The organism is Pantoea sp. WEP (assembly GCF_041678305.1).
Lineage (GTDB): Bacteria > Pseudomonadota > Gammaproteobacteria > Enterobacterales > Enterobacteriaceae > Pantoea > Pantoea dispersa.
The window spans coordinates 267,593-294,566 of sequence record NZ_JBGNXB010000001.1 but is presented as its reverse complement, the minus strand read 5'-3'; the positions used below and the strand labels follow the sequence as shown (position 1 = coordinate 294,566).

Here is a 26,974-nt window from a genome sequence, read left to right as displayed (position 1 = left end):
TTTCTCAACGCCGCGGACTGAACGCTCCACCGAGTCCGCAGCGTTGAGGACTTTTTGAATTCCAATACAGGGTAACCTCATGAAATTACGTAGGAAGCGTGTAAAACCTATTGGGCTGGATGACGTCACGATTATCGATGACGCTCGTTTACGTAAGGCCATTACCGCCGCGTCACTCGGTAACGCGATGGAATGGTTCGATTTCGGTGTTTATGGCTTTGTGGCCTACGCGCTGGGTAAAGTGTTCTTCCCGGACGCCTCGCCTGGCGTGCAGATGATTGCCGCACTCGGGACCTTCTCGGTACCGTTCCTGATCCGTCCGCTGGGCGGCCTGTTCTTCGGCATGCTGGGCGATAAATACGGTCGCCAGAAAATCCTGTCGATCACCATTGTCATCATGTCGATCAGTACCTTCTGTATCGGCCTGATACCGTCTTACGCCTCGATTGGCATCTGGGCACCGATACTGCTGCTGCTGGCGAAAATGGCGCAGGGCTTCTCGGTGGGCGGGGAATATACCGGTGCGTCAATCTTCGTCGCCGAATATTCGCCGGACCGTAAGCGCGGCTTCATGGGAAGCTGGCTGGACTTCGGTTCGATTGCCGGCTTCGTGCTGGGCGCGGGCGTAGTGGTGCTGATCTCAACGGTGATTGGCGAGCAGAAATTCCTCGACTGGGGCTGGCGTATTCCGTTCTTCCTCGCGCTGCCGCTGGGCATTATCGGCCTGTATCTGCGTCACGCACTGGAAGAGACGCCAGCGTTCCAGCAGCATGTCGATAAGCTGGAGCAAGGCGACCGCGAAGGTCTGCGCGACGGCCCGAAAGTGTCGTTTAAAGAGATTGCCAGCAAACACTGGAAAAGCCTGCTGGCCTGTATCGGTCTGGTACTTGCCACCAACGTGACCTATTACATGCTGCTGACCTACATGCCGAGCTATCTGTCGCATAACCTGCACTACTCGGAAGATCACGGCGTGCTGATTATCATCGCCATCATGATGGGGATGCTGTTTGTGCAGCCAGTGATGGGCATGCTGAGCGACCGCTTCGGCCGCCGTCCGTTCGTGATCGTCGGCAGTATCGCCCTGTTCTTCTGTGCGATTCCGGCCTTTATGCTGATCAACAGTAACGTGCTGGGGCTGATTTTTGCCGGTCTGCTGCTGCTGGCGGTGATCCTCAACGCCTTCACCGGCGTGATGGCCTCGTCGCTGCCGGCGATGTTCCCGACGCACATTCGTTACAGTGCGCTGGCCAGCGCCTTTAACATCTCGATTCTGATTGCCGGTCTGACGCCAACCGTGACCGCCTGGGCGGTGGAGGCCAGCAACAATCTGTATATGCCGGCTTACTACCTGATGGTGGTGGCGGTGGTCGGTCTGGTGACCGGTCTGTACATGAAAGAGACCGCCAACAAACCGCTGCGCGGCGCGACACCGGCGGCATCGGACCTCGAAGAAGCGCGCGAGATCCTGCAGGAGCATCACGACAATATCGAGCAGAAGATTGAAGATATTGATGAAGAGATCGCCCGCCTTGAGGCGAAGCGCAAAAACCTGGTGCAGCAGCACCCGGACATCAACGAGTAGTCTGCCCTTTCACTCCCGCCACCTGGCGGGAGTTTTGTTTCTGCGGTTGCCTGGTGCGTGAGAATGTGTGTGCTACGGTGATGCTTCCAGGTGCGCATGAATGCGCACCCTACGAGTGTGCTGCGGGTTGTGATTCTGCGGTTGCCTGGTGCGCATCAATGCGCACCCTGCGGGTAACGGCGGGTTGGGATTCGGCGGTTGCCGGGTGCGCTGTAGGGTCGGCATTCGACCGGCAACAACGCCCGGCAACAACGCCCGGCCCGCACCGCACACAATCCTTCATGCTACCCGGCGAAAAGGGGTAAACTGTCGCCACTTTTTTCACCAGCATAAGTTAACCGAGCATGTCTGATTTCAATCTCATTCAGCGCCCAAGAAGACTGCGCAAAAGCGCGTCGATGCGCGAACTGTTCCAGGAATCCCACCTCAGCCTGAACGATCTGGCCCTGCCGATCTTCGTTGAAGAAGGCGTGGATGATTACGTGCCAATCAACGCCATGCCGGGCGTGATGCGCATTCCGGAAAAACGTCTGGCGTACGAAATCGAACGCATCGCCAAAGCCGGTATCCGTTCGGTCATGACCTTTGGTATCTCGCACCACACCGATGCCACCGGCAGCGATGCGTGGAACGAAAACGGCCTCGTGGCGCGCATGTCGCGCATCTGCAAAGACACGGTGCCGGAAATGATTGTCATGTCCGATACCTGCTTCTGTGAATACACCAGCCACGGCCACTGCGGCGTGCTGTGCGATCACGGCGTCGACAACGACCAGACGCTGATTAACCTCGGCAAACAGGCGGTGGTTGCTGCGCAGGCCGGTGCCGACTTCATCGCGCCGTCAGCAGCAATGGATGGCCAGGTGAAAGCGATTCGCCAGGCGCTGGACGCGGCCGGTTTTACCGATACCGCTATCATGTCCTACTCCACCAAATTCGCCTCGTCGTTCTACGGTCCGTTCCGTGAAGCGGCGGGCACCGCGCTGAAAGGTGACCGCAAAACCTATCAGATGAACCCGATGAACCGTCGTGAAGCGATTCGCGAGTCGCTGATTGATGAAGCGGAAGGTGCAGATTCGCTGATGGTCAAACCGGCAGGCGCTTACCTCGATATCCTGCGTGATATCCGCGAGCGCACCACGCTGCCGCTGGCGGCTTACCAGGTGAGCGGTGAGTACGCGATGATCAAATTTGCCGCCCAGGCGGGTGCCATTGATGAACGCAACGTAGTGCTGGAGAGTTTAGGTGCCATAAAACGTGCCGGTGCCGATCTCATTTTCAGCTATTTCGCCCTTGATCTTGCCGAGCAAAAAGTGCTCTGATCCTCTCGTTACGCTAAACAATCGCGGATTGCCGCGGTTGTTTAGTGCTCTCTGCCCTTGCGCGGGCACGACATCCGGTTTGCTGTAACACATCCATCATTAACAAGAGTTACGCGATGAAAGCACCTGCACTGCCTGAGGACGAATCACAGCGTCTGACCCAGTTACGTGCGCTCAACATTCTGCATACACCCACAGAAGAGCGTTTTGATCGTTTAACCCGCCTTGCCCGACGTCTGTTTGACGTTCCGGTCGCGATGGTCAGTCTGCTGGAGAATGACTATCAATGGTTTAAATCCAGCGACGGTTTTGATCGGCCAACCACCGCGCGTAACATCTCTTTTTGCGGTCATACCATCCTGCAGGATGAGGTGATGGTGGTTGAGGACGCGCTGGCCGACACGCGCTTCAGCGATAATCCGCTGGTTACCGATGCAGACAATCCGGTGCGTTTCTACGCGGGCTATCCGCTGCGCACGCCGTCCGGCGCCAAAGTCGGTACGCTGTGCATCATCGATAATCATGCGCGCCAGTTCAACGCGGAGGATCTGCACGCGCTGCGCGATCTGGCGGCCATGGCCGAAGCCGAGCTGGTAGCGTTTCAGACCGCGACGTCCGATGAGCTGACGCAAATCACCAACCGGCGCGGCTTTATGACGCTGGGACAGATGGCGCTGAATGAGTGCCAGCTAAAACAGCTGCCCGCCAGCCTGACGTTTCTCGATCTCGACGGCTTCAAGGCCATCAACGACCGGCATGGCCACCGCGAGGGCGACCGCGCGCTGATGGACTTTGCCGATGCCATGAAGGTGAGTTTTCGCCATGCCGATATCTTTGCCCGGCTCGGCGGCGATGAGTTTGTGGTGCTGCTGAACGGCATTTGTCAGGACGAAGCGGAAGCGACGCTGGCGCGCTTCGCCCACTATCTGCATAAACAGATGCAGGATCTGGAGCGGCGCTACACGCTGCAGTTTTCATCGGGCATTGTGGAATTCGATCCGCAGCAGCCGCAATCGCTGGAGCAGCTGCTGGAAAGCAGCGACGCACGCATGTACGCCGCCAAGTACCAGAAAAGGCAGCCGCGCAGATAGCCGCTCCTTAATGCGCCAGATCGTCAATCAGCGTCTGATTAAACTTCGCTGGCGCTTCCATCTGCGGCGCGTGCCCCATGCCGGGGAACTCAATCAGTCGCGCGCCGGGAATCAGCTGTGCCACTTGTTTGCCCAGCACATTGTAATGGCCGAGCTGCGCTTTCACCGCCGGTGAAGCGATATCGCTGCCAATCGCTGTGGTATCGGCCGTGCCGATCATCAGCGTGGTCGGCACCTTCAGGTCTTTAAACTCGTAATAGACCGGCTGGGTGAAAATCATGTCGTAGATCAGCGCCGAGTTCCACGCCACTTTCTCATGCCCCGGTCCTTTATTCAGCCCGGCCAGCATCTGCACCCATTTGTCATATTCCGGCTTCCACTGGCCGCTGTAATAGGTGTGCTGCTCATATTTCTTAATGCCCGCCGCGTCGAGCTTCAGCTCGCGCTGATACCACTGATCCACCGAGCGCCACGGCGCGCCCTTCGCCTTCCAGTCCTCAAGGCCAATCGGATTGACCAGCACCAGCTTCTGCGTCTGCTGCGGATACATTAGTGCGTAACGCGTCGCCAGCATACCGCCGGTCGAATGACCAACGATCACCGCTTTCTCAACGCCGAGCTGCGCTAACAGCTGATGGGTGTTTTGCGCCAGCTGCTGGAAGCTGTACTGATAGCGGGCGGGTTTGGTGGAGGTGCAGAAACCAATCTGATCCGGCGCAATCACGCGATAGCCCTGCTGGCTCAGCGCGTTGATGGTGTCTTCCCAGGTGGCAGCGCAGAAGTTTTTACCGTGCATCAGCACCACTGTCTGACCATTGGCCTGCTGCGCCGGCTTCACGTCCATATAGCCCATGCTGAGCGACTGCTGCTGGGAGGAGAAGGCAAAATGCTGCAGCGGATGCGGATAGTGAAATCCCTCCAGCTGCTCGCCATACACGGCCTCAGCGGCCTGCGCACTGAGCGTGCCGCACAGCATCGCTGACGCCAGCGCTACGCTCAGTAACGGTTTTAATCGAAAACGAAACGTCATGTGACCTCTTCTGTACAGGGGAAAAACCCTCAGTCTGGCACGAAAACCGCCGGTGGATATTGATGCGCCGTGCCGCCGCCCGTCACACCTTTGACTGTTAAGCCGCGCAAAGCGATAACCCATTTGCGTTAATAATAACGGCCGTAATTACGGTAACTATTCAACATCATCACAACATGTCGGTGATTAATTTCACGATAAACAAGACCAGTCTTGATGACAATTAATAAAAAAGCCATTTCCTGATAAAACTTTACGTTACGACAGTGCTTAAAAAGTTTAATTTAATTACACTGTGTCGAGTTATTGGAGGACCATAATGATGCAGCAAAAATACAACCAAGGGGTGATTGATTCGGTGACCGAATGGATTATGGCCAACCTGGATCAACGTTTGAGCATTGATGATATTGCACTGAAATCTGGCTATTCCAAATGGTATTTACAGAAACTGTTTGCCCGTTACCATAACGAAACGCTGGCGCGTTATATTCGCAAAAAGAAACTGATTTGTTGCGTGAATGAGCTGAAATTCAGCCGCACACCGATTATTAGTCTGGCGGTTAAATACCATTTCGAAAGTCAGCAATCCTTTACCCGCTCGTTTAAACAGGTGATGGGCTGCACGCCGCTGTTCTGCCGCAAACGCCAGCTGAGCGATGCTGCTGAAGCCCTGTTGCGCAGCAGTGACGATCCCTGCGCGCTGTGTCGCAAAGTCGGGTTTAATCGCAGCGAGCAGGAAAAACAGGTTGTTAATCCGGTAAGCGAAAATAATGGGAAGTTTCCAGCGCGTATTAGCTGCGCGGTGCGTTAATCACGTCTGATATGTCGGGAAAATATTTATAACCGCGTGAGTAGAAGCGGCGCGATTTATTGCGCTGATGTTCAGGTGCACCGCGCCCATCCGGGCGGTGCGCATAAATGCGCACCCTACAAAACCGTGCAATTACCTTTTTACGGTGCGCATAAATTCGCACCCTACAAACAGTGCAATTATCCTGGCGCGGTGCGGATAAATGCGCACCCGACAACCGTGCAATTATCCTGTCGCGGTGCGGATAAATGCGCACCCTACAAACCGTGCAATTATCCTGTCGCGGTGCGGATAAATGCGCACCCGACAAAACCGTGCAACGATCTTGTAGGGTCGCCATTTATGGCGACCTTTCGGCATTGCAAACAGAAACACCCGCCGATTATTTGCCGGCCGGTGAAACCCTGTTATTTCTCAGCGCACCGGCTGGCCCGGCAGCAGCTTATCTGACATCAACTGGCGACAAACAAACGCGTCCTGCCGTGCCTGCTGCTGCTGTTGCGGCGACAAATCCTGCCACACCGTCTGCAGATGCTCTGCCAGCCCGGACTGGAAATGAATCTTCTGCAGCGCGTAATCCGAATTACCGCCTTCAATAATCTGCTGCATCGCCTGCGCGCTGTTATCACGCCCGTCATGGGTCAGCGTACAAAAGGTCGCGATGTAATAAGCCTTGTCCTCATCGCTGTAATGCGGCATCAGCCACCAGACCAGCGCACTGACAACCAGCAACAGCGGCAGCAGGAATTTGATTTTTAACATGGGTTTATTGACCAGCTGAAAAAGAAAACGCCGCGATCTTAACAGATTCGCCGCGCCATGCCGCACGCCATTTTCAGGCTTTTCTCCGGCAGATTGAGACGAGGCTTAACCGTGAATAACGCCGATGCGCTTATAAAGTAGCCCACTTCATTTGCTTCATTATTCAGGGAAGAAAATCATGAGAAAAAGCCAGCTGGCACTGCTGATGGGTGCCTTGTGCCTTAGCAGTTCGCCTTATGCCGGGATCCTGCGCTATGACATTGACGTGCAGGAATACCGCGATTTTGCCGAGAACCGGGGTAAATATGCTGTCGGCGCCACCGACATTCCCATCTACCGCAAAGATGGCACCTTTGAAGGCTATTTAATGAATGTCCCCATGCCGGACTTCAGTATGGTCAGTGATAAGGGTTTCAGCTCATTTATCTCGCCCTCGTTTGTCACAGGCGTCAAACATATGCAGTCCCACAGATTGGTGAACTTAGGGAATAAGGCAAAATTTTCGCCAACTTACCGTAGTATTGCCATAAATAATGATCCCTCGCGCGATTTTAACTTACCGCGCATGCACAAGGTGATTGTCGAAAGCGCGCCTACGCCTTACATCGGCGGTGAAGAGTTTAATGCTAACCCCAGTCGCTATACTGCATTTGCCCGCGTGGGGGCGGGTTATCAGCAAATTGACGATCCCGAAAGCGGTAAATTGATACCCATCGAGGGTGCCTATGTCTATAACACAGGTGGGACATTCAAGCCCGAAGCTATCACGAATATATTTTCTAAATTCATAAAATGGAGAATTTTTGCTCCTAATCATCCGGCATTCTCTCTGTTAAGCATTGGCACTCGTGGAGGTGATAGCGCTAGTCCGCTCTTCGCCTGGGATAATATCGAGAAACGCTGGGTACAGTTCGCAGTTCACTCTGGCGGCTATGGCGGCGGCACCACCTACAACTATCACTTTGCCAGTGAATTAATTAATGGAACATATGTTCAGGAGATGCTGGATTCCGCCAGGGATGCCGATGTTGAGGACAGTGGCGCCGGCACCCTCGAATGGCGCGGTGATAGCATTATGCAGGATGGCAAAAGCTGGCAATGGCACGGGCTTAATCAGGCTCAGTCTGAAACCGCACCCGCCAAAGCCAGCAACGAACAGCTCAATGCCACCAAAGATCTGCGCTTTAACGGCGACGGCGGCATCATCGAGCTGGCGCAGTCGGTCAACCTCGGCGCGGGCTTGCTGCGTTTCTCGAACGACTACACCCTGCGCGCCGCAGGCGACGGCAACTTCAGCTGGGTCGGCGGCGGCGTCGAGGTCGATCAAGACAAAACTGTGCTGTGGCAGGTTAACGGCCTGCAGGACGATGCGTTGCACAAAATCGGCGCCGGCACGCTGCACGTTAACGCCAGCGGCATCAATCCCGGCGCGCTTAACGTCGGCGACGGCACGGTAATCCTCGACCAGCAGGCCGACGTGCAGGGACGCAAACAGGCGTTCTCCACCGTCACCCTGTTCAGCGGCCGCCCGACCGTGGTGCTCAACAGCGCCGATCAGTTAAGCACCGACAACATCCGCTTCGGCTACCGCGGCGGTACGCTGGACGTTAACGGCCACGATTTGACCTTCGACAATATCCTGCACAACGACAGCGGCGCGCGCATCGTTAACCGTAGCCAGACGCTGGCGCATCTCGATCTCACCGGCGATAACCGCCTGTTCCTCGGCGAGCTGGGCGAAGCGGACTCACGCGATAACCTCAACGTGACCACCCATCAGCGCTGGCAGCTGGCCGGCGGCGCGCAGCTTAATCAGCTGGCGGTGGCCGACGGTGTACTGACGCTGAGCGGCGAACAGGTTGAGCATGCCGGGAAAGTGTTCTTTGCCAATGACTGGCAGGACAAAACGTATCATATCAATCAGTTGCAGGTGGCGCCGGACGCCGCGCTAACCGTTGCTGAGCACGCCCACGTTACCGGCGATATCACGTTGGCCGACGAGGCCACGCTTAACGTACTGGGCCGATCCACGCTGGCCGGCGACATCAACCTGAGCGGCACCGCTTCCAGCCTGATTGCCGATATCGCGCAGTACGTCAGCACGCTGGGCGAGCTGGCTTCCACCATCAGCGCCAATATCAGTGGCCAGGGCAGCGTGATTAAAAGCGGTGACGGGCGGCTGACGCTGAGCGGTGACGTCAGCAACCAGCAAGGCGTTGAGGTGCAGCAGGGCGAGCTGGAAGTGAGCGGCCGGCTGCACACGCCGCTGAACATGGCCGCCGGCACGCTGCTCTCCGGCGGCGGTGTCATCAATCACGCCAGCCTCGCCGACAACGTCACGCTGGCACCGGGCTGGAACAATGCGCCGGACAGCTGGTCAGTCATGCGCCTTGGCGATCTGCGCCACGGGCGTGATACGGCGCTGGTGCTGAACTCCGCGTTCCGCCACGACGCCAGCGATCGCCTGCTGATCGATGGCGATCTGCAACAGCCGGACGATGCGCCGCTGTGGCTGACGGTAAAACCCCAGGCCAGCTGGATCGATAGCGATCGCAACCACAACGGCGCAGCGGATAACAATGAAGGTGTGTCGCTGGTGCAGGTCGGCGGCCAGGCGCACGCCGACAGCGTTCAGCTGGCTGGCAGCTATGTGGCGCGCGGCGCCTGGGCTTACGGTCTGTACGCCTTCGCACCGGGCCGCGCCAGTGGCGATGAGCGTCTGGTGGCGGGCGAAGGGGACCAGTTCTGGGATTACCGCCTGCAAAACATTCTGCTGGCGGAAGGGGATAACCGCGAACCTTATCTGCCGGAGCCGGAGCCGGAGCCTGAACCGCAACCCGATCCAGAACCACAGCCGGAACCGGAAAATCCGCAGGTGCCGCAGCCAGAGCCAAAACCGGAGCCGGGCAAGGTGCGCGCGGCGGTGATTCCGCAGGTGCCGGCCTACATCTCGCTGCCTGCAGCCTTCCACAGCGTGACGCATAACCTGCAAGCACTGTTCAGCAGCAGCGCGCAGCAGGCGGGCGCAGAGGGGCGTCCGGATCTGTTTGTGTCCGGCTACACCGGCGACGACCGCTATCACAGCGCGGGCGGCTTTATGGATTACGGCTACGATTTCCACAGCCGTTATCAGGGCTGGATGATTGGCAGCCGCTTCCCGCTGCAGTCCGCGCTGGCGCTGAGCGTCGGCGTCAATAAAGGCAACCTGAGCATCACGCCGGAAGCGCGCGACGGCAACAGTCACGCCCGCATTGATACGCTGGGCGCCAGTGCGCTACTGAGCTGGCAGCCGGATCAGGGCCTGCAGCTGGCCGTGCCAGCAGGCGTGATGCAGTATCGCGGCAGCGTCAGCACTGACCTGCGCGGTAACGTGACGCAGCTGAAAGCGCGCGGCGCGAACCTCGGGCTCGACAGCGGCTGGCGCTGGCAGTCCGGCGCGCATGCGCTAACGCCGGTGGCCGGCGTGAATGCGCAGTGGCTCGATATCAATGATTTCACCGACAGCGATGGCGCACAGGTCAGCTACCGGAATCCGCTGCAGTGGCAGCTCTCCGGCGGCGTAAAATACGACTTCCGCCTCAACGAGAAGCTGAAGCTGGGCGCGGAAACGCGCTACGTGCAGCGCATCAGCCAGCGCGATCGGGTAGCGATTGGTGACGGCCAGCAGGCGGCGTACTTTGCTACCGGACGCGGCGGCAACAGCCTGCAGTACAGCGGTTACGCCGGCTGGCAGGTGCTGGATAATCTGGAGCTCAACACCCAGCTTCAGGGCCAGCAGCGCCTGACGCAGGAAGGCATCAGCGACTGGAATCTGCAGGCCGGTGTGAAAATCAGTTTTTAATCACGGCTCTCATCACGCATCAGCCCGGGACATGTCTTACCGGGCTTTTTTATGCTTTTCTGAAAAAAAACCAGACAAAACTTAATTGCCACGTTAGTCGGTCGCTTTAGGTTTGCGATTCTCGCTATTTTCATCCATGGAAGAGAATATGAAACTTACCCCGCTGACGCTGGTGATCAGTACGTTCTGTTATAGCCTTCCTGCATTCGCTGATGAGCGCTACCCTGCATTTTCACCATTACAAAAAAATAACGTTAACGCTGCGAATATTCCGTTTCTGCCAGAGCCTTCGTCTGGCCAGACAACCCAGGAAATCCCTGAGCTGCCGCTGCTTGCCCAGGTCAGCCGCCAGACTGGCGAAGGGATTAAACAGCTTGGGAAAATGATCGCCCGCGGCTCATGGTTTGATGAGATCAATCCGGCAACCTCAGGCCTGGTGCGATCCAATGTGCTGGCCGGCAATAACAGCCATCATTTGTGGTATTACCGGTTACAGACCATGGTCCTGACCGGGGAGAAAGATGAAGGATTGCCGAATATTAATAATCCTGGCATCGTGGCTCCGATACCCGACCCCGGTAAAGGCGAAGCTGTCATATTGCCGCCGCCACCCCCGCCTGAGCCGGAACCGCCACAGCTCACACCTGCGCCACAAATCCCGACCTACCTCGCCCTGCCCAACATGCTGTATGCCCTCAACGACGCCATGCAAACCCGCTTCCACTTCGCTGCCCAACAGATGAGCATGGATGATCATCACAACCTGTTTGTGTATGGCTATAGCGGCGGCGAGCGTTATCGCAGTGCGCAGGGCGATAGCGATGCCACCAGCCGCTATCAGGGCTGGATGCTGGGTGCGCGCTGGACGCCTGAAGCGGAACAGAGCCCGCTGGCCTTCAGTGCGGGCGTGCACAAAGGCGTAGCGACTATGCTGTCGAATACGGCGGCCGGGCGCAGCCAGCTGCGTATGCAAACCCAGGGTATTAATGCGCTGATCGGCATTCAGCCGCCTGAGGGTTGGCAGCTGGAGATACCGCTGGGGCTGACGCATTATCGCGGCACCTTACGCCATGAAACCCAGGGTGAAGTGGCGCGGATCAGTGCCGTTAGCGGCAATATCGGCGCAGAAGCGGGCTGGCGCTGGCTGCAGGATGCGCATAGCCTGATGCCGCTGGCCGCAGCCGGTGTGCAGTGGCTGCATGTTGCGGATTTCACCGAGCAGCAGGGTGCGCAGGTGAACTATCAGCTGGCGCCGCAGTTCAGCCTGGCTGGCGGGGTTAAGTATGATTATCAGCCGCTGTCGTCAGTGAAGATTGGGCTGGAGGCGCGTTATGTCTGGCACAGCGGCAGGCAGAATACGCTGGATGCCGGCGATATGCGCGGCTTGCCGATTGAGCGCGCCCGCCACAGCGCCCAGCTGGGCGGTTACGTCCGCTGGCAGCTGCATGAGAAGCGTCGAGATCGGCACGCAGTTGCAGGTGCAGCAGCGGCTGGATCGCCCCGGCGTGAGCGACTGGAATGTGCTGAGCGGAGTGAAAGTGGCGTTTTAAATTAATAATAAGGGAAGCGGTGGTGAATGGCTGGCGATGGATGGTTTGGTCGCCATAAATGGCGCCCCTACAACGATGCGGGACAGGTTTTGTCGTCAGGCGCATTCATGCGCATCTGTGGCAAGGTTGCACAGCATCGTAGGGTGCGCATTCATGCGCACCGGCATGAAAATGTTTTCTTAGATAAACGTCATTGCGCAATAAATTGCGCCGCTACCATCCGTGCGGTTATCAGCGGCAACACATGGAAGGGATATCTGCATTATCCAGTCGCACAAACCGTAGCGGCGCGATTTATCGTGCAATTTCAATTACCGCACCGCGCCATTACGACGCCTGCAAATAATGCACTACCGACTGGTTCAGCGTATCCAGCTTCTCTTCCAGCAGGAGAAGCCCTTCGCGGATGACCTCCTGATCTTCAGCGCTTTGGCAGGCGCGCTCGATCTGCCCGCACAGATCATCGATCTCGCCGGCATAAATGATCTGCGCCGATCCGCCCAGCCGATGCAGCGATGAGGCCAGCGCCGGCCAGTCCTGCGCATCAAAATAACGCCAGCACTGCTGCATATCGTTGCGGCTCTCCTCGCCGACCTTCTCCAGCATCTTCGCCACCATCGCATCGTCGTGATACACCATGGCGCGCAGCGATTCGAGCGACAGCAGCGCATCCAGCGCCGGCACTTCGGCGGCCGGCTCGTTGCTGCTCAGCAGCTCAGCCAGCTTGTCAATTTTCAGCGGCTTAAACAGGCAGGCGTTCATGCCCGCTTCAAGACAGCGCACGCGCACGTCCGACTGCGCATTCGCCGTCAGGCCAAAAATTTTCACCGCGTTGCCGCTGCGGCGCAGGGTCTGCGTCAGTTCGATGCCGCTCATGCCCGGCATATTGCAGTCGGTAATAATCAGATCGAACGCCTGATGCGCCAGCAGCGCCAGCGCCTCTTCGCCGCTGCTGGCTTCGCTGATCTGCTGGCCCAGCTCGCTGAGCTGGCTTCGCAGCAGCAGGCGGTTGGCCGGATGATCGTCGACCACCAGAATATTCAGCTGTGGCAGCGCACGGCTGCGCGCCACGCGGGTTTTCTCCAGCAGCTTGCGCGCCCGGCGTGCCGGCATCATTACATTAAGCTGAATCAGCGTGCCGCGTCCCGGCTGGCTGTTGAGGTTCATGGTGCCCTGCATCTTCTCCAGCAGCTGGGCGCTGATCACCAGGCCAAGGCCGGTGCCGGTCTGCTTGCGTCCCTCTTCGGTCTGGGCAAACGGCTGAAACAGTTTGGCCTGATCGGCAGCGCTGATGCCCACGCCGCTGTCTTCGATCTCAATTTCCAGCTCCAGCGAACCGTCTTCCCACTCATGGCCGATCACCCGCACTTCCACGCCGCCTTCGTGGGTAAACTTGATGGCGTTATTGATGTAATTGGCGATCACCTGGCGGAAGCGCGCGGCATCAATAAACACTTCCAGCCCCGGCGGCGTGTCGCTGTGATAGTGCAGCGTCAGATTTTTGCCGCTGGCCATGCCGTCAAATAACCGCACCACCGGCAGCACCAGCTGCTCGGTGCTGACCCACTCCGGCATCAGCTCCAGCTGACCGCTCTCAATCTTGGCCATGTCGAGGATATCGCCAATCAGCCCCAGCAGCGTGTTGGCCGACTCGTAGGCGATTTGAATGGCTTCGTTATCGCGCTGTTTGCGACCTTCCAGCTCCAGCAGCCCGATGATGGCGCTGATCGGCGTGCGGATCTCGTGGCTCATGGTGGCGAGAAACGAACTCTTGGCGCGGTTGGCTTCATCCGCCACCTTTTTCTCCGCCTGCAGCGCCAGCATCAGCAGTTCGTAGGCGGTAACATCCTGCCAGCCGCAGATCAGCCCGGTGATATTGCCCTGCGCATCGCGCTGCTCCTGCGCCCAGTGGTGCACCATGCGCGCTTCGCTGCCGTTCTCGATCTCAATTTCCAGATCCTGGGCGGTATCGCCCCACAGACTGTTGTGCGCCAGCGCCACCAGTTCCGGATCGTTGACCGCTTCCGGGCTCATCAGCGGATAGAGTTTGCTGATGAGCGGCGACAGCGGATGACGCTGATCGTAAAGCGAAAAGCTCAGGCGCTGCGCGTCGACGCCGGCAAAAAAGCGCTGAAACGCACCGTTAGCACTGACCACGTTCCAGTTGCGATCCAGCACATAGACCGGTGTTGGCAGGCCATTCAGCAGCGCATCGCGAAAGCGCAGTTCGGCCTGCAGGTCAGCTTCTGCGCGACGGCGATGCTTCACCTCTTTGCCGCGATAGTAAACCCACGCCAGACAGGCGATTAGCAGCAGCGCGGTCAGCAGAGTGATGGCGTAAAACTGCGCGCGGTACAGCTGCCAGGTGGTGCGCGTGGTCTGTGGTGTGCCCTGCCAGCGGCTGGCAATCAGCGAGATTTCGCTCGGCTGAATGTCGGCCAGCGCCTTATCAATAATGCTCAGCAGCTCCGGCTGATCGCGGCTGACGGCAAAGCTCAGCTCCACCGGCGGCAGCGACAGGCGCGACACGATCTTCAGCGGCTGCTGCGCGTAGCGCGCCAGTAACGTGTTCACGCTCAGCTGGTTATCGATCAGCCCGGCAACCTTGCCCTCCTGCAACAGTTGCAGCGCCAGGCTGGCGTTATCCACTTCAGACAGCTGCAGCGTGGGGAAGCGATCCAGCAGCGCCCGACGCGCCGGATTGCCTTTGACGATACTGAGCTTCATGCCGGGATAGAGCGCCTGCGGCGCATCGGGCTGGTCCGGCACCAGCAGCACCAGCGGCACCTTCAGGTAAGGTCGGGTAAAGCGCACCGCCTCCTGATGGCCGCCATCCTGCGCCACCGCCGCCAGCATCGCTACCTGATGTTGCTCCAGCTGCTGTAGGCCGTCATGCCACGAATACGCCGGCACCGGGGTGAAAAACAGCCCGGTGCGCAGCTGGATCAGATGCAGCAGATCGGCGCTGATCCCCTGAAATTCACCCTGCTCATCCAGCAGCGCCAGCGGTGCGGAGAACGGATTGAACGCCACCTTCACCTGCGCATGCTGCAGCCACTGCTGCTCGCGCGGCGTCAGACTGAGCGGATCCTGCAGTCGCCAGACGTCCGGCCGCTGCGACCACTGTCGCGAAATCAGCCGATGCTGTTCGCCGGGAATGGCGGCGATGGCGGCATTCAGCGCTTGCAACAGCGGCTGATTATCGGCTTTCACCACCAGACGGCTGCCGTATAGTGCGTCTTCCGGCAAAATCGCGGCCAGCGCCAGCTGATTGACATAGCTGCGCTCAATCAAAAACGTCGCCGCCTGCAGGCTGCCGAGCGCATAGTCCGCTTCACCACTCGCTACCGCCGCCAGCGCCGCCTGGCTGGAGGGATAACGCACGATGGTGGCGTCAGGGAAATGCTGTTTGATTTGAGCATCGGTAAGAAAGCCTTCACGCATGGCGAGGCGCAGCGGCGCATCGTACGGCACCGGCTGTGAGGCCTGCTTCTCCGCGGCGATCACCACCGGACGGTTGATGAGAAAACTGTCTGTTGCCCTGAAGGCCGCCGCATCGTGCAGTTCGCGGCCCGGCGAGCTAAACAGCGCATCCGCCGCGCCGCTTTTTACCGCCGCCTGCGCCGCCGCCTGGCTGGGATAACGCACCATCACCGCCTGCACGCCAAGATTACGCGCCAGCAGTTGCAGATAATCGGTGTAGATGCCTTCCACGCTGTTGCCGCTGCCCGCAGCTTCCTGATAGATCAGGTAAGGCGGCAGCTCCGGTGTCCACACCGCGATGCGCAGCTCATGTTTAATGCGCAGCCAGCGCCACTCATCACCGCTCAACTCAATATGCAGGGGTGCCAGCTTTTCACGGCTGAACAACTGAAATATCTCGGGCTGCGGCTGGGCGGCCAGCAGCGGGCTCAACAGCAGCAGAAGCAGAGTGACCAGGCGCAGCATCGCTACTCCATATGATTACGATTGGCGAAGGCAAAGAGATCGCGCAGGCTTTTGCACTGCAATTTCTCCAGCAGACGGCCTTTGTAAGTTGAAACGGTTTTATTGCTGAGATTCATGCGGTTAGCAATGCGCATGTTATCCAGCCCCTTCAACAGATAAGTGAAGACCTGAAATTCCTGCGGCGACAGCGATTCCAGCAGCTGCTTGTCAGAGTGGATGTGATTCTCTTCCGCCGGCACATTAATACCGGCCAGCGGGAAGTAGCCATAGCCACTTTGCGCTGCACGGATTGCGGTGATGATTTCCGGCAAATTGTCTTTTTTACTGATAAAACCATTCGCTCCGCAGCGCACACTCTGTACCGCATAAAAGTTCTGATTCTTACCTGAGACGATAATAATAATACCCGGAAAACTCTTAGCACGCAGCGCTTTAACCACTTCGATGCCGTTCAGCGAGTGAATATCAATATCCATCACCACGATATCCGGATAATGCTGATCGATAAGCTGCAGCGCTTCATAACCATCATCGGTTTCGGCGACCATACTATGCCCTTCTTTTTCAAGAAGAAAGCTTACCGCCATGCGGGCCATAGGATGATCGTCGACGACAATAAATTTCGCCATGTTTTATTTCCTGACGTGACCTTAAAGAGAAAAGTTAATTACCTGACTATTAGACTAATAAATTCAACCCTGAATCAACCACAATCAAATAACAAAACGTAGGTCGCGTCCTACACGTCACCGATGAACATTCCCATATCCCTGTGCGGAATTTAATCGTAAGATCTCACTATCGCGAATTAATTACTCTGCGAACAATATGAGTTGTATTTAAATGTAAGGGCGTAAATATGGGAAAGGAGATTCCAGTGAAAGCAGGCAGTGATAATAAGCCGAAGAGAATCATTATTGCGCTCAGCTGCCATTTTGCACTGACCGGTTTACGTGCGTTGTGCCAGCCGCTGAAGGATTGCAGCGTACAAACGCTGCAGATTGCGCCGGAAACGGTAGCGGAAGAGCTGATGTTCAACCACGCCGATTTACTGATTACCGAACTGCCGCGTGACGCCGCCGGCCTGGCCGAGCTGCTGCTGATTCCCGAGTGGTTTAAAGGCCATACGCTGATTCTGCTGGATGAAGAGACCGAGCCGATGCGTCAGACGCTGGTGGCCGCCGGGTTCTCTGCGGTGATGAGCAAAAACGATCGGGCTGAGGTACTGCAGCGCAGCATTGGCCAGCAGCTGCAGCGTAAACCGTCGCGCTACGATTACGCCGCACCGGGCCGCAATGCGCTGGCACGCGAAAAACGCGTAATGTGCGCCCTGCTGCGCGGCATGAAGCCAGCACGCATTGCGCGTGAAATGGGCCTGCACCCGCGTGAGATTAGCCGCAGCAAGGTCAACAGCCTGGCGCGCAGCGGGTTTCCCTCGCTGAGCGCGATGCTGGCCTGTACCGGCCGCCGCCCGATTTAATTGTGGGAAAGCGCACGTCGCAAAAGCGTATATAAATCCTTAGGGTGCGCATTCATGCGCACCTGGATAGCGCAGTAATAAAACCGTGCACCAACCGTAGCGGCGTAATTTATTGCGCAATCTACTGCGGTGCGGCTGGCGGACTCGCGCGATAAATCGCGCCGCTACGGCACCTGCGGTCTGGAAACCGGGCAGCTGAATGGCGCAGCCATAACACCGCTACAACCGCTGCGACTGAACAATCTGCCATCCGGACGGTGCAGCAATAACTCTTTGCACCAACCGTAGCGGCGCAACTCATTGCGCAATCTACCGCGGTGCGGCTGGCGGATTCGCGCGATAAATCGCGCCGCTACGACACCTGCGGTCTGTAAACCAGGCACCTGAATGGCGCAGCCATATCATCGCTGCAACCGGTGCGACTGAACACTCTGCCACCCGGACGGCACAGCAATAACAACACGCACCAACCGTAGCGGCGCAATTTATTGCGCAATCTACCGCGTTGCGGCTGGCGGACTCGCGCGATAAATCGCGCCGCTACGACACCTGCGGTCTGGAAACCGGGCACATGAATGGCGCAGCCATAAACCGCTGCAACCGGCGCGACTGCACACTCTGCCACCCGGACGGCACAGCAATAACAACACGCACCAACCGTAGCGGCGCAATTTATTGCGCAATTGACAGCGGTGCGACAGCCAGATTCACGCAATAAACCGCACGTCGCAAAGCGGTTATAAATCCGTAGGGTGCGCATTCATGCGCACCTGGACAGCGCAGTAATAACACCGCGCACCAAACAGCGCGGCAAAATAATTACACAATCATTAATTCGCAGGATAATAAAAATTACAGACCGGTCTTAATTGACACGTAACCTTTAAAATATTAACCACTGTCTCAGACATTTTTTAATTTAATTCTTAAGACAGGGACTACAGAACACCGATGAACATTCGCATAGTGACACAGGAACTTTCGCTCTATTATAACTTCATCGCTTAGCAGCAACACCGCTAAAAGATAATAAAGCAATAATCTGATTACCTGCGCTGTTATCACTAATAGCCTGTAAGAGAAGACAGCCACATTATTTTTAAAGGACATTAACCCAGCACACTATCGGGATAATGCCCATCGCCTTCTCCGTTTTATTTATCAGGGAAGAAGGTTATTAAACACAACGAAGGAAATAAACCATGATGAACAAAATGATGAAAACCGCCTGCGCCCTCGCTGTGCTGGCGGCCTCGGCCAACGTAATGGCTGAAAGCATAGAGCTGAAAGTAATCGGAACGATTACTCCGCCAGCGTGTAAGCCGATGCTTGCCGGTAGCGGTACGGTTGATTTTGGTACTATCGCGCCAGCGTCTCTCAGTAAAGACAATTATACCGTCCTAGCGGATAAAGAGACCACGCTGAATATCGTGTGTGATGCACCTGCAAAAGTGGCGATTAAAGCGGTTAGCGGACGTAAAAATACCACTTTATCAGATGGTGCCGAAGGCACTAACGGCGCAGCGAAACCGCTGGTGAATCTGGGTCAGTCAGCCGACTTCGGCGTGGCCGGTTTGGGCATGGACGGCGAGAAAAAAATTGGTGCCTACGGCGTGGTAGTGAGCGATGTAGTAGTAGACGGTGTCAACGGTCGGCCAATTAAATCCGAAGATAAGCAGACCTGGTCCGACAGCAATGCAAACGGCCTTTATCAGGCTAGTGGCAATGACAATTTCATCACATGGAGTAACGGTACTGACGTCGCGCCACTTTCTTTTGAAAATATGAATGCCAAGCTGACGGTGAAAACTTATCTGAATAAGTCTTCAGAGCTCGATCTTACCAAACCAGTAAATCTTGATGGTTTGACGACAATCGAACTGGTTTACCTGTAACTTTATAAGTTATCAGCTAGCTGCATTAAGAAACAACAACTCAAATAATCACAATCAAAATAATCAATAAGGAAATAAACCATGAAAAAGATGATAAAAAATGCCTGCGCAGTAGCAGTTATGGCTGCCTCATTCGCGACTATGGCGGAAAGTACCGACATGCGTGTTATTGGTGCAATATCTCCTGCAGCGTGTACACCTAACTTAAGCGGCAATGGAACGGTAGACTATGGCACAATCGCTGCCAATGGCTTATCTGCTGATAATTATAATGCTCTGCCAGCTAAAGAAATTAGCCTAACGATTGCATGTACTGCACCAGCAAAAGTTGCCTTGAGCGCAATCAGTGGCCGCAAGGGTTCAGCATTAGTATATTATAATGCAGAGGGCGCAGCGGGCTCAGGCAATGGTTTTATCAAGCCTGGATCTCCTTCTTATGCTGGTTTTGTAGGATTCGGTCTCGACGGTGAAAAACGTATCGGTGCTTATGCTTTAACTTATAGTAACGTTACACTAGATGGTGTAGTTGCTAATGTATCTTCAAGTTTTGATAAAACAGCATGGTCTAAAAGCACTAACAATTCAATTTATGATAACCAAGGAAGAATTAAATTTGATACCTGGTACACCGGTGAAGAAGCGATCCCATCTTCATTTGAAACCATGAGTGCAACTATTAATGTATATTCATATTTAAACAAATCCTCTGAACTTGATATTTCCAAACCAATCAAGCTGGATGGATTAACCACTCTGGAAATGGTTTACCTCTAAAAGTAAAGGCCGGAAAACCTCCGGCCATTTTTAATGTTTTATTCATTTTTAGCCGGGAGAAAATTATGTCTAACTCAACTTTACGTTATTGGCTGCTCATTGCTGCTTTACTAATCCCATACTCTTCCACATTTGCCACCGGTATGGTGCCAGATAGCTCAGTAGTAATTGTTGAACAAAGCGATGGTGAAGGGGCGATTAATATTAAAAATACGGATGCTACCCCCGTTTTGCTACTGACCACGCTGCAGGACACGCCAGACGATAAAGAACCGCTGCTGACCGTGACGCCGCCGGCGGCGCGCGTCGAGCCGGGCAAATCGCAGCGCGTACGTTTTATTCTTACCACCAAAGAGCCGCTGAAAACCGAACGCCTGAAGCGCGTGGTGGTGGAAGGCGTGCCGCCGCAGAAAAAAGACTCCAGCGAAGTGCGCATGACGGTGCGGCAGAACCTGCCGGTGATCATCCGTCCGGCCGGTCTGGCCAAAGAGATGGCACCGTGGAAACGCCTGAACTGGAAAATGCAGGGCGACCAGCTGACCGTCAGCAATGACTCACCGTACGTGGTGCGCCTGAACCAGGCGGTGCAGACGCTGCCCAACCGCAACGTCTACATGCTGCCGAACAGCTACGTGCTGCCGGGCCAGACATTTACCCTGACGGCGCAGGACGGCAAAAAAGCCGGAAATGCACAACAGGTACGCATCTCTCCGGCCACCACCTGGGGTTACAGCGTCGACACCTACGACGCGCCGCTCGCGCGCTAATGGAGTGAGCCGTGCCTGGAATTAACACGACACGACGTCTGCTGCCGCGCCCGCGCCTGCTGTGCGCGGTACTGTTCCCGGCGCTCTGCTGCTTCTCCGCTTACGGTGCTGAGGAGCTGGAGTTTGATAGCGCCGCGCTGGCCGCGCGCGGTATCGACCCGAAACTTGCGGCGCTGTTTAAAAATGCGCCGCGCTTCCTGCCCGGCGCGACCACGGTGGCACTGCGCGTCAACGGCGCTGAACGCGGTCGGGTGCGAGTCACCTTCGATGAGCAGGGCGAGCCTTGTATCGATCGCACCTTCCTGAAAGCCGCCGGCCTGCTGGTGCCGCGCGGCGTCAGCGACGACGGCTGTTTTGATCTGAAAAGCGCCTGGCAGCAGGCGGAAATCAGCGCTGATCCTGGCGAAGAGCGGCTGTCGCTGCTGGTGCCACAACAGGCGCTGGCCGCGCCGGATCAGCATGATAGCTGGCAGCACGGCGGTGCCGCCGGCATGCTGAGCTACGACGCGCAATACCTCGATTCGATTGGCAAAAACGCCGGGCTCAACTTCATGCAGGTTGGGCTGGAAGGCGGATTTAACGTCAGCGACTGGATTGTGCGCAGCCGTCAGACGGTATCGCGCTTCAACGGTGAAGTCTCACTCAACCATCAGGGTGCCTATGCCCAGCGTAGTTTTACCCAGACTAAACAGGTGCTGCAGGTGGGCCAGATCAACCTGCAAAACTCGCTGTTCGGCACCGGCCAGGTGCTGGGGGTGCAGCTTTTTCCTGAGCTCGGTCTGGAGAAGCGCGGCGGCGCCGGGCTGGTGGAAGGCATCGCGAACAGCGCGTCGGTGGTCGAAGTACGCCAGGCGGGCGTGCTGGTGTACAGCACCAGCGTGCCGGCCGGTCCGTTCAAACTGCAGGGTTTCTCCCTGCTCAATACCCGCAACGATTTGCAGGTAACGCTCACGGATACCCAAGGCAATAAGCAGGAGTTCGTGGTGCCGGCTGCGTCGCTGCCAATGAGCAGCGGCAGCGCACCGGGCCTGTCGATTGGCGTGGGTAAAATGACGCAGCTGGCGAGCAACGCCGGTTCGCCGTGGGTGGCCACGCTGTCGCGCGGCTGGGAACTGAACGCGCGCAATATTTTCACCGCCGGTCTGATGACCACCGCGCAGTGGCGCGCCGCCGCCATCAGCCTCAACAGCCAGCCGTTCAACCGTACGCAAACCCAGCTGCAAATCACCGCCAGCCAGGATGCGCGCCACGGCGATCGCGGCGTGTCGGTGTATAGCGCAGTGAGCCAGAAAGTCAGCGAGCGCATCAGCCTGAGTCTCAACGCCGCCACCCAAAGCAAGGGTTACAGCGATATGGGCGATGCGCAGCAGAATGAGCGTCGTCAGCGTGATTACAGCAGCCGCGACCAGATTGGCGCTGGCATCAGCTGGGCCGGTGGCGATGTCGGTACTTTCTCACTCGGCTGGGCACGCAGCCGCACGTTTAACGGCGACAGCATCTCGTATCTGCGCGGCGGCTGGAGCAAATCGTTTGACCGCGCTTACCTCAGCCTCAACGTCGAACGCAGCGGTGGTGGACGCAACAACACGCCAGAGCAGCGCGTTTATATGGCGCTCAATGTGCCATTTGGTGATTCAAAAACCGTCAGCAGCTACCTCAACCACAGCGATAAAAATGGTGCCCGTGCCGGTGCGCGTTACAACGACCGGCTGTCGCAGGATCGCAGCTGGAGCCTGTCGGCCGAGCGCGACTTCCGCCAGCAGCGCGACAGCCTGAGCGCCGGTATGGATATGGTGACGCCGGTCAGCCAGCTGAGCGGCAGCCTGAGCCGTTACGCGGAAGACAGCACCAGCTGGTCGCTGCGTGCCAGCGGTGGCGCAGTGGTGCACGGCGGTGGCGTCACGCTGTCGCCGTATCGCATCGGCGATACCTTCGGCATTGCCAAAGTTGGCGACGAGCGCGGCGTGCGGCTGGATACGCCAGGCGGCCCAACCTGGACGGACGGACGCGGCTATGCGGTCATTCCATCACTCAGTAGCTATCGCCGTTCTCAGGTGCAGATTGATGCACGCAGCCTGAAGAAGAACGTTGATATCGCCAACGGCGTACAGGAAACCAGCGCCGCACGCGGGTCAGTGAGTTATCTGGCGTTCGATATCGTACGCAGCCGCCGCGTACTGGTCGACGTGAAGGATAACGTCGGCAAAGTCCTGCCGTATGGCGCCAGCGTGTTCGACGCCAAAGATAACTTCGTGACGGCAGTGGGCAGCGACGGCAGCATCTTTATTTCCGATGCCGGTGACGGTGGCCGCATGGAAGTGCAGCTGGGCGGCAAAACTATTTGCAGCTTCGATCTGAAGTTGCCCGCAAAGCCGCAGGACGCCGGACTGTTTGAAAACGCCAGCGCGCAGTGCAGCTAACAGGAGAGAAGAAGATGAAGCATCTGTTTTACCCGCTCGGGCTGACACTGCTGCTGTGCCAGAACGCACTGGCCAGCCTGCCTACACTGCCCCAGGTGGCGCAGGATACGCCCTGCTCGCTGTCGCTCGGCACGCAGGAAGTAAACTATGGTCGCCAGACGCGCTATCAGCTGACGGACGCTGGCGGCGGTCAGCTTTCGCCCGGCAAACGCGAGCTGCTGCTCGGCGTGGTGTGTCCGTATAGCCAGCCGATGAAACTGGCACTGCGTGGCGATCGCGCGCTGGATGGCGCACTGCGCTGGGGTGAGCACGGCAGCGTGCGGCTGCGGCTGTACGACGCGCGGCTCGACGGCCAGCCGGTCGCGCTGCTTCAGGAGCAAAGTGGCCAGAGCAGCGAAAGCCTGCTGCTGCGTCCCGGCGAGCCGTTCAGCGCGGTGCAGAACGGCAATGTGGTGGAAGGGAAAGCCTTTACCGCGCAGCTGGAAATTGTGCCACTGCTGCCGGAGAGCGCATCACGCGTGGCGCTGCAAACCGACAACGAAGCACGACTGACCCTGGAGCTGCTGCGCTAACTCCGCGCTGCACCGCTCCGCCATTCCCGCAACGGGCGCACTGATGCGCCCGTTTTTTTACGCCATAAAAAGGAGAACAGACATGGCACACTTCCGACTTTCCCCTCTCTCTTACAGCTGCGCGCTGGCGCTGCTGGTTGCCAGCGGTGCGCAGGCGGCCTCGGCGTGGCAGGCGCTCGACGGTGCCAAAGTCGCGGCGACCAGCGGCTACGAATCACGCAGCGCGCGTGACTATCCGCTGCTGGCCAGCGGCGCCAGCAGTCTGCTCACCACCGCCGTGCCCGGCCTGAACTTCGTCACCACCGGTAGCCTGCTGTATGCGGCGCAGGCACTGAACGGCGGACGCATCGAACTGGATGGTGCCCATCTCGCCACTGACGGCGTGATGGCGCACGGCGCGAACCTCAGCGACGGACAATTAGTGATGCGCGGCGGCAGCATCAGCACGCTGGGCGACAGCAGCGCCGGCGTGATGGCCAGCGGCGACAGCGAGGTCACCCTGACGGATGTCACGCTCAGCAGCCGCGGGCGCGATGCCACCGGCGTTACCCTCAGCCAGGGCCAGCTGACGCTGCGCGACAGCCGCATCAGCGCCAGCGGTGAAAATGGCGGCGGATTAGCGCTGGGCGGGGGCGGACGCGGCAATGCGCGCGCGGCGCTCAGCGATGTGACCATTGAACTGAGCGGTGCCGGCACGCGTGCGGCAATCGAGCTGGGCAACGGTACGCTGAACGGCAGTCAGGTAGCGATCAACGTCAGTGACCGTCATCGCGGCATTGAGATCTATAACCCGCAGGGCAGCAGCGGACGCGGCAGCGTGACGCTGAGTGACAGCCAGATCGTGACTGACGCCGGTGACGGCGTTTACACGCTGGGCGGCGATGTGCTGCTCAATAACGTTACGGTCGACACGCAAAGCGGTATGGCGGTCAACGTCAACAATCGCTCGACCGCCACGCTACTCGGCGGCAGCTTTAACACGCACGCCGATAACGCGCACACGCTGTGGATCGCCTCGGAGAGCGCCTCCGCCCACGCGCAGGACAGTCGCTTTAGCAGCGAGGGCAACAACGCACACGCATTTCACGCGCAGTTTGGCAACGCCACGCTGGAAAATGTCGCGCTCAGCACGCAGGGAGCTGGCAGCTATGGTCTGTACAGCGAAGCGCAGGTTGATGCGCTGCATCTGACGGTGGAAACCCACGGCTCCGGCGCCATCGGCGTGTTTGCCGCGCGCGGCGGCAACATCAATCTGGCCAATACTCAGGTGCGCACCGCCGGTGATTCCGCCACCGGCCTGCTGGCCTATCCGGGCTCGGCGATCAGCGGTAAGCAGGTGGATGTCAAAACAGAAGGCGCTGGCGCGCACGGCGCCTGGGTGCGCTCTGGCAGTATGCAGCTGCAGCACAGCACGTTCAGCACCGCAGGCCAGCAGGCAGCGGGTTTGCTGGTGAACGCCAACAGCAACGGCGACAGCAGCACGGTAACGCTCGACAGTACGCACATCGTCAGCCAGCAGGGTGCGGCCATCAAAGTGACCAACAGCAGCGCTGACATTACGCTGACCAACGGCAGCCAGCTGCAGGGCGGCGACGCGCTGCTGGACGTGGCGAGCGGCACGCTGCCGTCAGAAGTCATGCTGAACGCGGATAACCATGTACGGCTGCAAGGCGACGTGCGCGCCGACGCCGCCAGCCGGGTGGCGCTGGCGCTAAGCAACGCCTCACAGCTGAGCGGCAGCGTTCAGGGTGCCGATAGTCTGACGCTCGACGCCAGCAGCCAGTGGCAGCTCAGCGCCAGCTCAACGCTTAATACGCTGCACAGCGACGGTAACGTGAGCTTTGCCCCGCAGGCCAGCGGCTTCAGCACGCTGGATGTGCAAACGCTGAGCGGCAACGGCAGCTATCACCTGAACACCGATCTGGCAGCATTGCAGGGCGATCTGATTCGTGTTGTGGGCGCTGCCAGCGGCGATCATCGGCTGGGGATTAGTAACAGCGGGCGCGAACCGCAGCAGAGCGACGCGGCGCTGACGGTGGTGACTACCGGCGGCGGCGATGCCCACTTTGCGCTGGAGCACGGCGTGGTGGATGCCGGCGCGTGGCAGTATCAGCTGGAGCAGCGCGGCCAGGACTGGGTGCTGGCGCAGAAGCACGATGAGGACAAGCAGCCGTTACCAACGCCTTCCGCCGCCACAGTCACCGCACTGTTTAACGCCGCGCCGATCGCCTGGTACAGCGAGCTAACTAATCTGCGTACCCGTCTTGGCGAAGTGCGCAACAGCGCAGCGCAGGGCGGCGCCTGGACGCGCGTCATCGGCAATGACTGGCGTATCAATGCGCGCAGCGGCGTGGCGTGGCGCCAGCAGATGCAGGGCGTAGCGATGGGCGTCGATAGCGCCAAAACCACCGGTTATGGCCAGCGCCTGCTCGGCGTGTTCAGCGGCATCAGCAAAAGCCGGCTGGCCCTCAGCGGCGGCAGCCAGGGCACCATCAACAGTTTCTATATTGGTGGCTATCACACCTGGCTGTTGAATGACGGCTGGTTCGCCGATGCGGTAGTGAAAGCCAACAACTTCAGCAACCGCGCCGACGCGCGTATGTCCGATGGCAGCAAGGCCAGCGGCAGCTATCAGACCGCCGGATTTGGCGCCTCGCTGGAGCTGGGCCGCAAGTTTAACTATCAGAACGGCTGGTTCGCCGAGCCATCACTGCAGTTCTCCTCGCTGAGGGTGCAGGGCAAAGCATATCGCCTGAGTAACGATCTGGCGGCGAAGGCGGCGTCTGGCGGATCGCGTCTGGCAACGCTGAACCTGACCGGTGGACGCGAGCTGGCGCTGGAGAACGGCGGCAAAGTGCAGCCGTGGCTGCGTGCCGCGCTGGCGCAGGAGCTGGTGCGCGATAATGCCGTCAGCGTTAACGATCAACGCATGAACAGCAATCTGGCGGGCCAACGACTGGAGCTGGGCGCGGGCGTTAACGTCTCACTGACGCGCGATGTTGCGCTGTATGCGGACGCCAGCTGGAGCCACGGCGATAAGCTGACATCACCGTGGAGCGGCAGCGCGGGCCTGCGCTGGCAGTTCTGATCCTCATCTGGCACGCATTCAGCGTGCCTTTTGCT

Annotated in this window: 17 protein-coding genes; 13 read left to right on the top strand and 4 right to left on the bottom strand. The window is 58.1% G+C overall.

Annotated features, from left to right (window positions below; translation table 11 throughout):
- Nucleotides 1-79 precede the first annotated feature (79 nt).
- The 3 genes from proP (at nucleotide 80) to ABVR31_RS01300 (ending at nucleotide 3,998) form a co-directional block, all read left to right on the top strand.
- A complete protein-coding gene (gene proP, locus ABVR31_RS01310; protein ID WP_058759333.1) occupies nucleotides 80-1,585 on the top strand; it encodes a glycine betaine/L-proline transporter ProP in 1,506 nt (501 codons plus the stop codon).
- A gap of 344 nt (nucleotides 1,586-1,929) precedes the next feature.
- Nucleotides 1,930-2,907, top strand: coding sequence for a porphobilinogen synthase (gene hemB, locus ABVR31_RS01305; RefSeq protein ID WP_031279816.1), 978 nt, complete (start codon nucleotides 1,930-1,932; stop codon nucleotides 2,905-2,907).
- A gap of 116 nt (nucleotides 2,908-3,023) precedes the next feature.
- Nucleotides 3,024-3,998 (top strand): diguanylate cyclase domain-containing protein, encoded by a 975-nt coding sequence (locus ABVR31_RS01300; protein WP_372771710.1) that lies wholly within the window; start codon nucleotides 3,024-3,026, stop codon nucleotides 3,996-3,998.
- A gap of 7 nt (nucleotides 3,999-4,005) precedes the next feature.
- Here the strand turns inward: ABVR31_RS01300 and ABVR31_RS01295 are convergent, their stop codons facing one another.
- Entirely contained in the window at nucleotides 4,006-4,974 is a 969-nt protein-coding gene (locus tag ABVR31_RS01295; RefSeq protein WP_370515581.1) for an alpha/beta fold hydrolase, read from the bottom strand.
- 373 nt (nucleotides 4,975-5,347) lie between these two features.
- On the opposite strand from ABVR31_RS01295, the gene ABVR31_RS01290 reads away from it, so the two are divergent.
- A complete protein-coding gene (locus ABVR31_RS01290; protein ID WP_058759336.1) occupies nucleotides 5,348-5,842 on the top strand; it encodes a helix-turn-helix domain-containing protein in 495 nt (164 codons plus the stop codon).
- A 414-nt stretch (nucleotides 5,843-6,256) separates the two neighbouring features.
- Here ABVR31_RS01290 and ABVR31_RS01285 read toward each other — a convergent pair whose 3' ends face one another.
- Nucleotides 6,257-6,604, bottom strand: coding sequence for a hypothetical protein (locus ABVR31_RS01285; RefSeq protein WP_141496757.1), 348 nt, complete (start codon nucleotides 6,602-6,604; stop codon nucleotides 6,257-6,259).
- 178 nt (nucleotides 6,605-6,782) lie between these two features.
- On the opposite strand from ABVR31_RS01285, the gene ABVR31_RS01280 reads away from it, so the two are divergent.
- Both ABVR31_RS01280 and ABVR31_RS01275 read left to right on the top strand, forming a co-directional pair.
- Nucleotides 6,783-10,445 carry a S6 family peptidase gene (locus ABVR31_RS01280; protein WP_372771709.1) on the top strand — a complete coding sequence of 1,221 codons (3,663 nt, stop codon included), beginning with the start codon at nucleotides 6,783-6,785 and terminating at the stop codon, nucleotides 10,443-10,445.
- Between the two features lie 148 nt (nucleotides 10,446-10,593).
- Nucleotides 10,594-12,000 carry an autotransporter outer membrane beta-barrel domain-containing protein gene (locus ABVR31_RS01275; RefSeq protein ID WP_372771708.1) on the top strand — a complete coding sequence of 469 codons (1,407 nt, stop codon included), beginning with the start codon at nucleotides 10,594-10,596 and terminating at the stop codon, nucleotides 11,998-12,000.
- Nucleotides 12,001-12,322: 322 nt separating this feature from the next.
- On the opposite strand, the gene ABVR31_RS01270 is transcribed toward ABVR31_RS01275, so the two are convergent.
- Nucleotides 12,323-15,943 carry a response regulator gene (locus ABVR31_RS01270; RefSeq protein ID WP_288424418.1) on the bottom strand — a complete coding sequence of 1,207 codons (3,621 nt, stop codon included), beginning with the start codon at nucleotides 15,941-15,943 and terminating at the stop codon, nucleotides 12,323-12,325.
- Between the two features lie 2 nt (nucleotides 15,944-15,945).
- Entirely contained in the window at nucleotides 15,946-16,572 is a 627-nt protein-coding gene (locus ABVR31_RS01265; protein WP_288424415.1) for a response regulator, read from the bottom strand.
- 248 nt (nucleotides 16,573-16,820) lie between these two features.
- On the opposite strand from ABVR31_RS01265, the gene ABVR31_RS01260 reads away from it, so the two are divergent.
- The 7 genes from ABVR31_RS01260 to ABVR31_RS01230 all read left to right on the top strand — a co-directional run bounded on the left by ABVR31_RS01260 (nucleotide 16,821) and on the right by ABVR31_RS01230 (nucleotide 26,939).
- A complete protein-coding gene (locus ABVR31_RS01260; protein WP_372771707.1) occupies nucleotides 16,821-17,423 on the top strand; it encodes a hypothetical protein in 603 nt (200 codons plus the stop codon).
- A gap of 1,202 nt (nucleotides 17,424-18,625) precedes the next feature.
- A complete protein-coding gene (locus ABVR31_RS01255) occupies nucleotides 18,626-19,318 on the top strand; it encodes a DUF1120 domain-containing protein (protein WP_288424409.1) in 693 nt (230 codons plus the stop codon).
- A gap of 81 nt (nucleotides 19,319-19,399) precedes the next feature.
- Complete coding sequence (locus tag ABVR31_RS01250; protein ID WP_288424406.1) at nucleotides 19,400-20,092, top strand: DUF1120 domain-containing protein; 693 nt, start codon at nucleotides 19,400-19,402, stop codon at nucleotides 20,090-20,092.
- 65 nt (nucleotides 20,093-20,157) lie between these two features.
- On the top strand, nucleotides 20,158-20,859 hold the full coding sequence (locus ABVR31_RS01245) for a fimbria/pilus chaperone family protein (protein WP_288424403.1): 702 nt from the start codon (nucleotides 20,158-20,160) through the stop codon (nucleotides 20,857-20,859).
- A gap of 11 nt (nucleotides 20,860-20,870) precedes the next feature.
- A complete protein-coding gene (locus ABVR31_RS01240; protein WP_288424400.1) occupies nucleotides 20,871-23,279 on the top strand; it encodes a fimbria/pilus outer membrane usher protein in 2,409 nt (802 codons plus the stop codon).
- A gap of 14 nt (nucleotides 23,280-23,293) precedes the next feature.
- Nucleotides 23,294-23,851, top strand: coding sequence for a hypothetical protein (locus tag ABVR31_RS01235; protein ID WP_288424397.1), 558 nt, complete (start codon nucleotides 23,294-23,296; stop codon nucleotides 23,849-23,851).
- Between the two features lie 82 nt (nucleotides 23,852-23,933).
- A complete protein-coding gene (locus ABVR31_RS01230; protein WP_288424394.1) occupies nucleotides 23,934-26,939 on the top strand; it encodes an autotransporter outer membrane beta-barrel domain-containing protein in 3,006 nt (1,001 codons plus the stop codon).
- Nucleotides 26,940-26,974 lie beyond the last annotated feature (35 nt).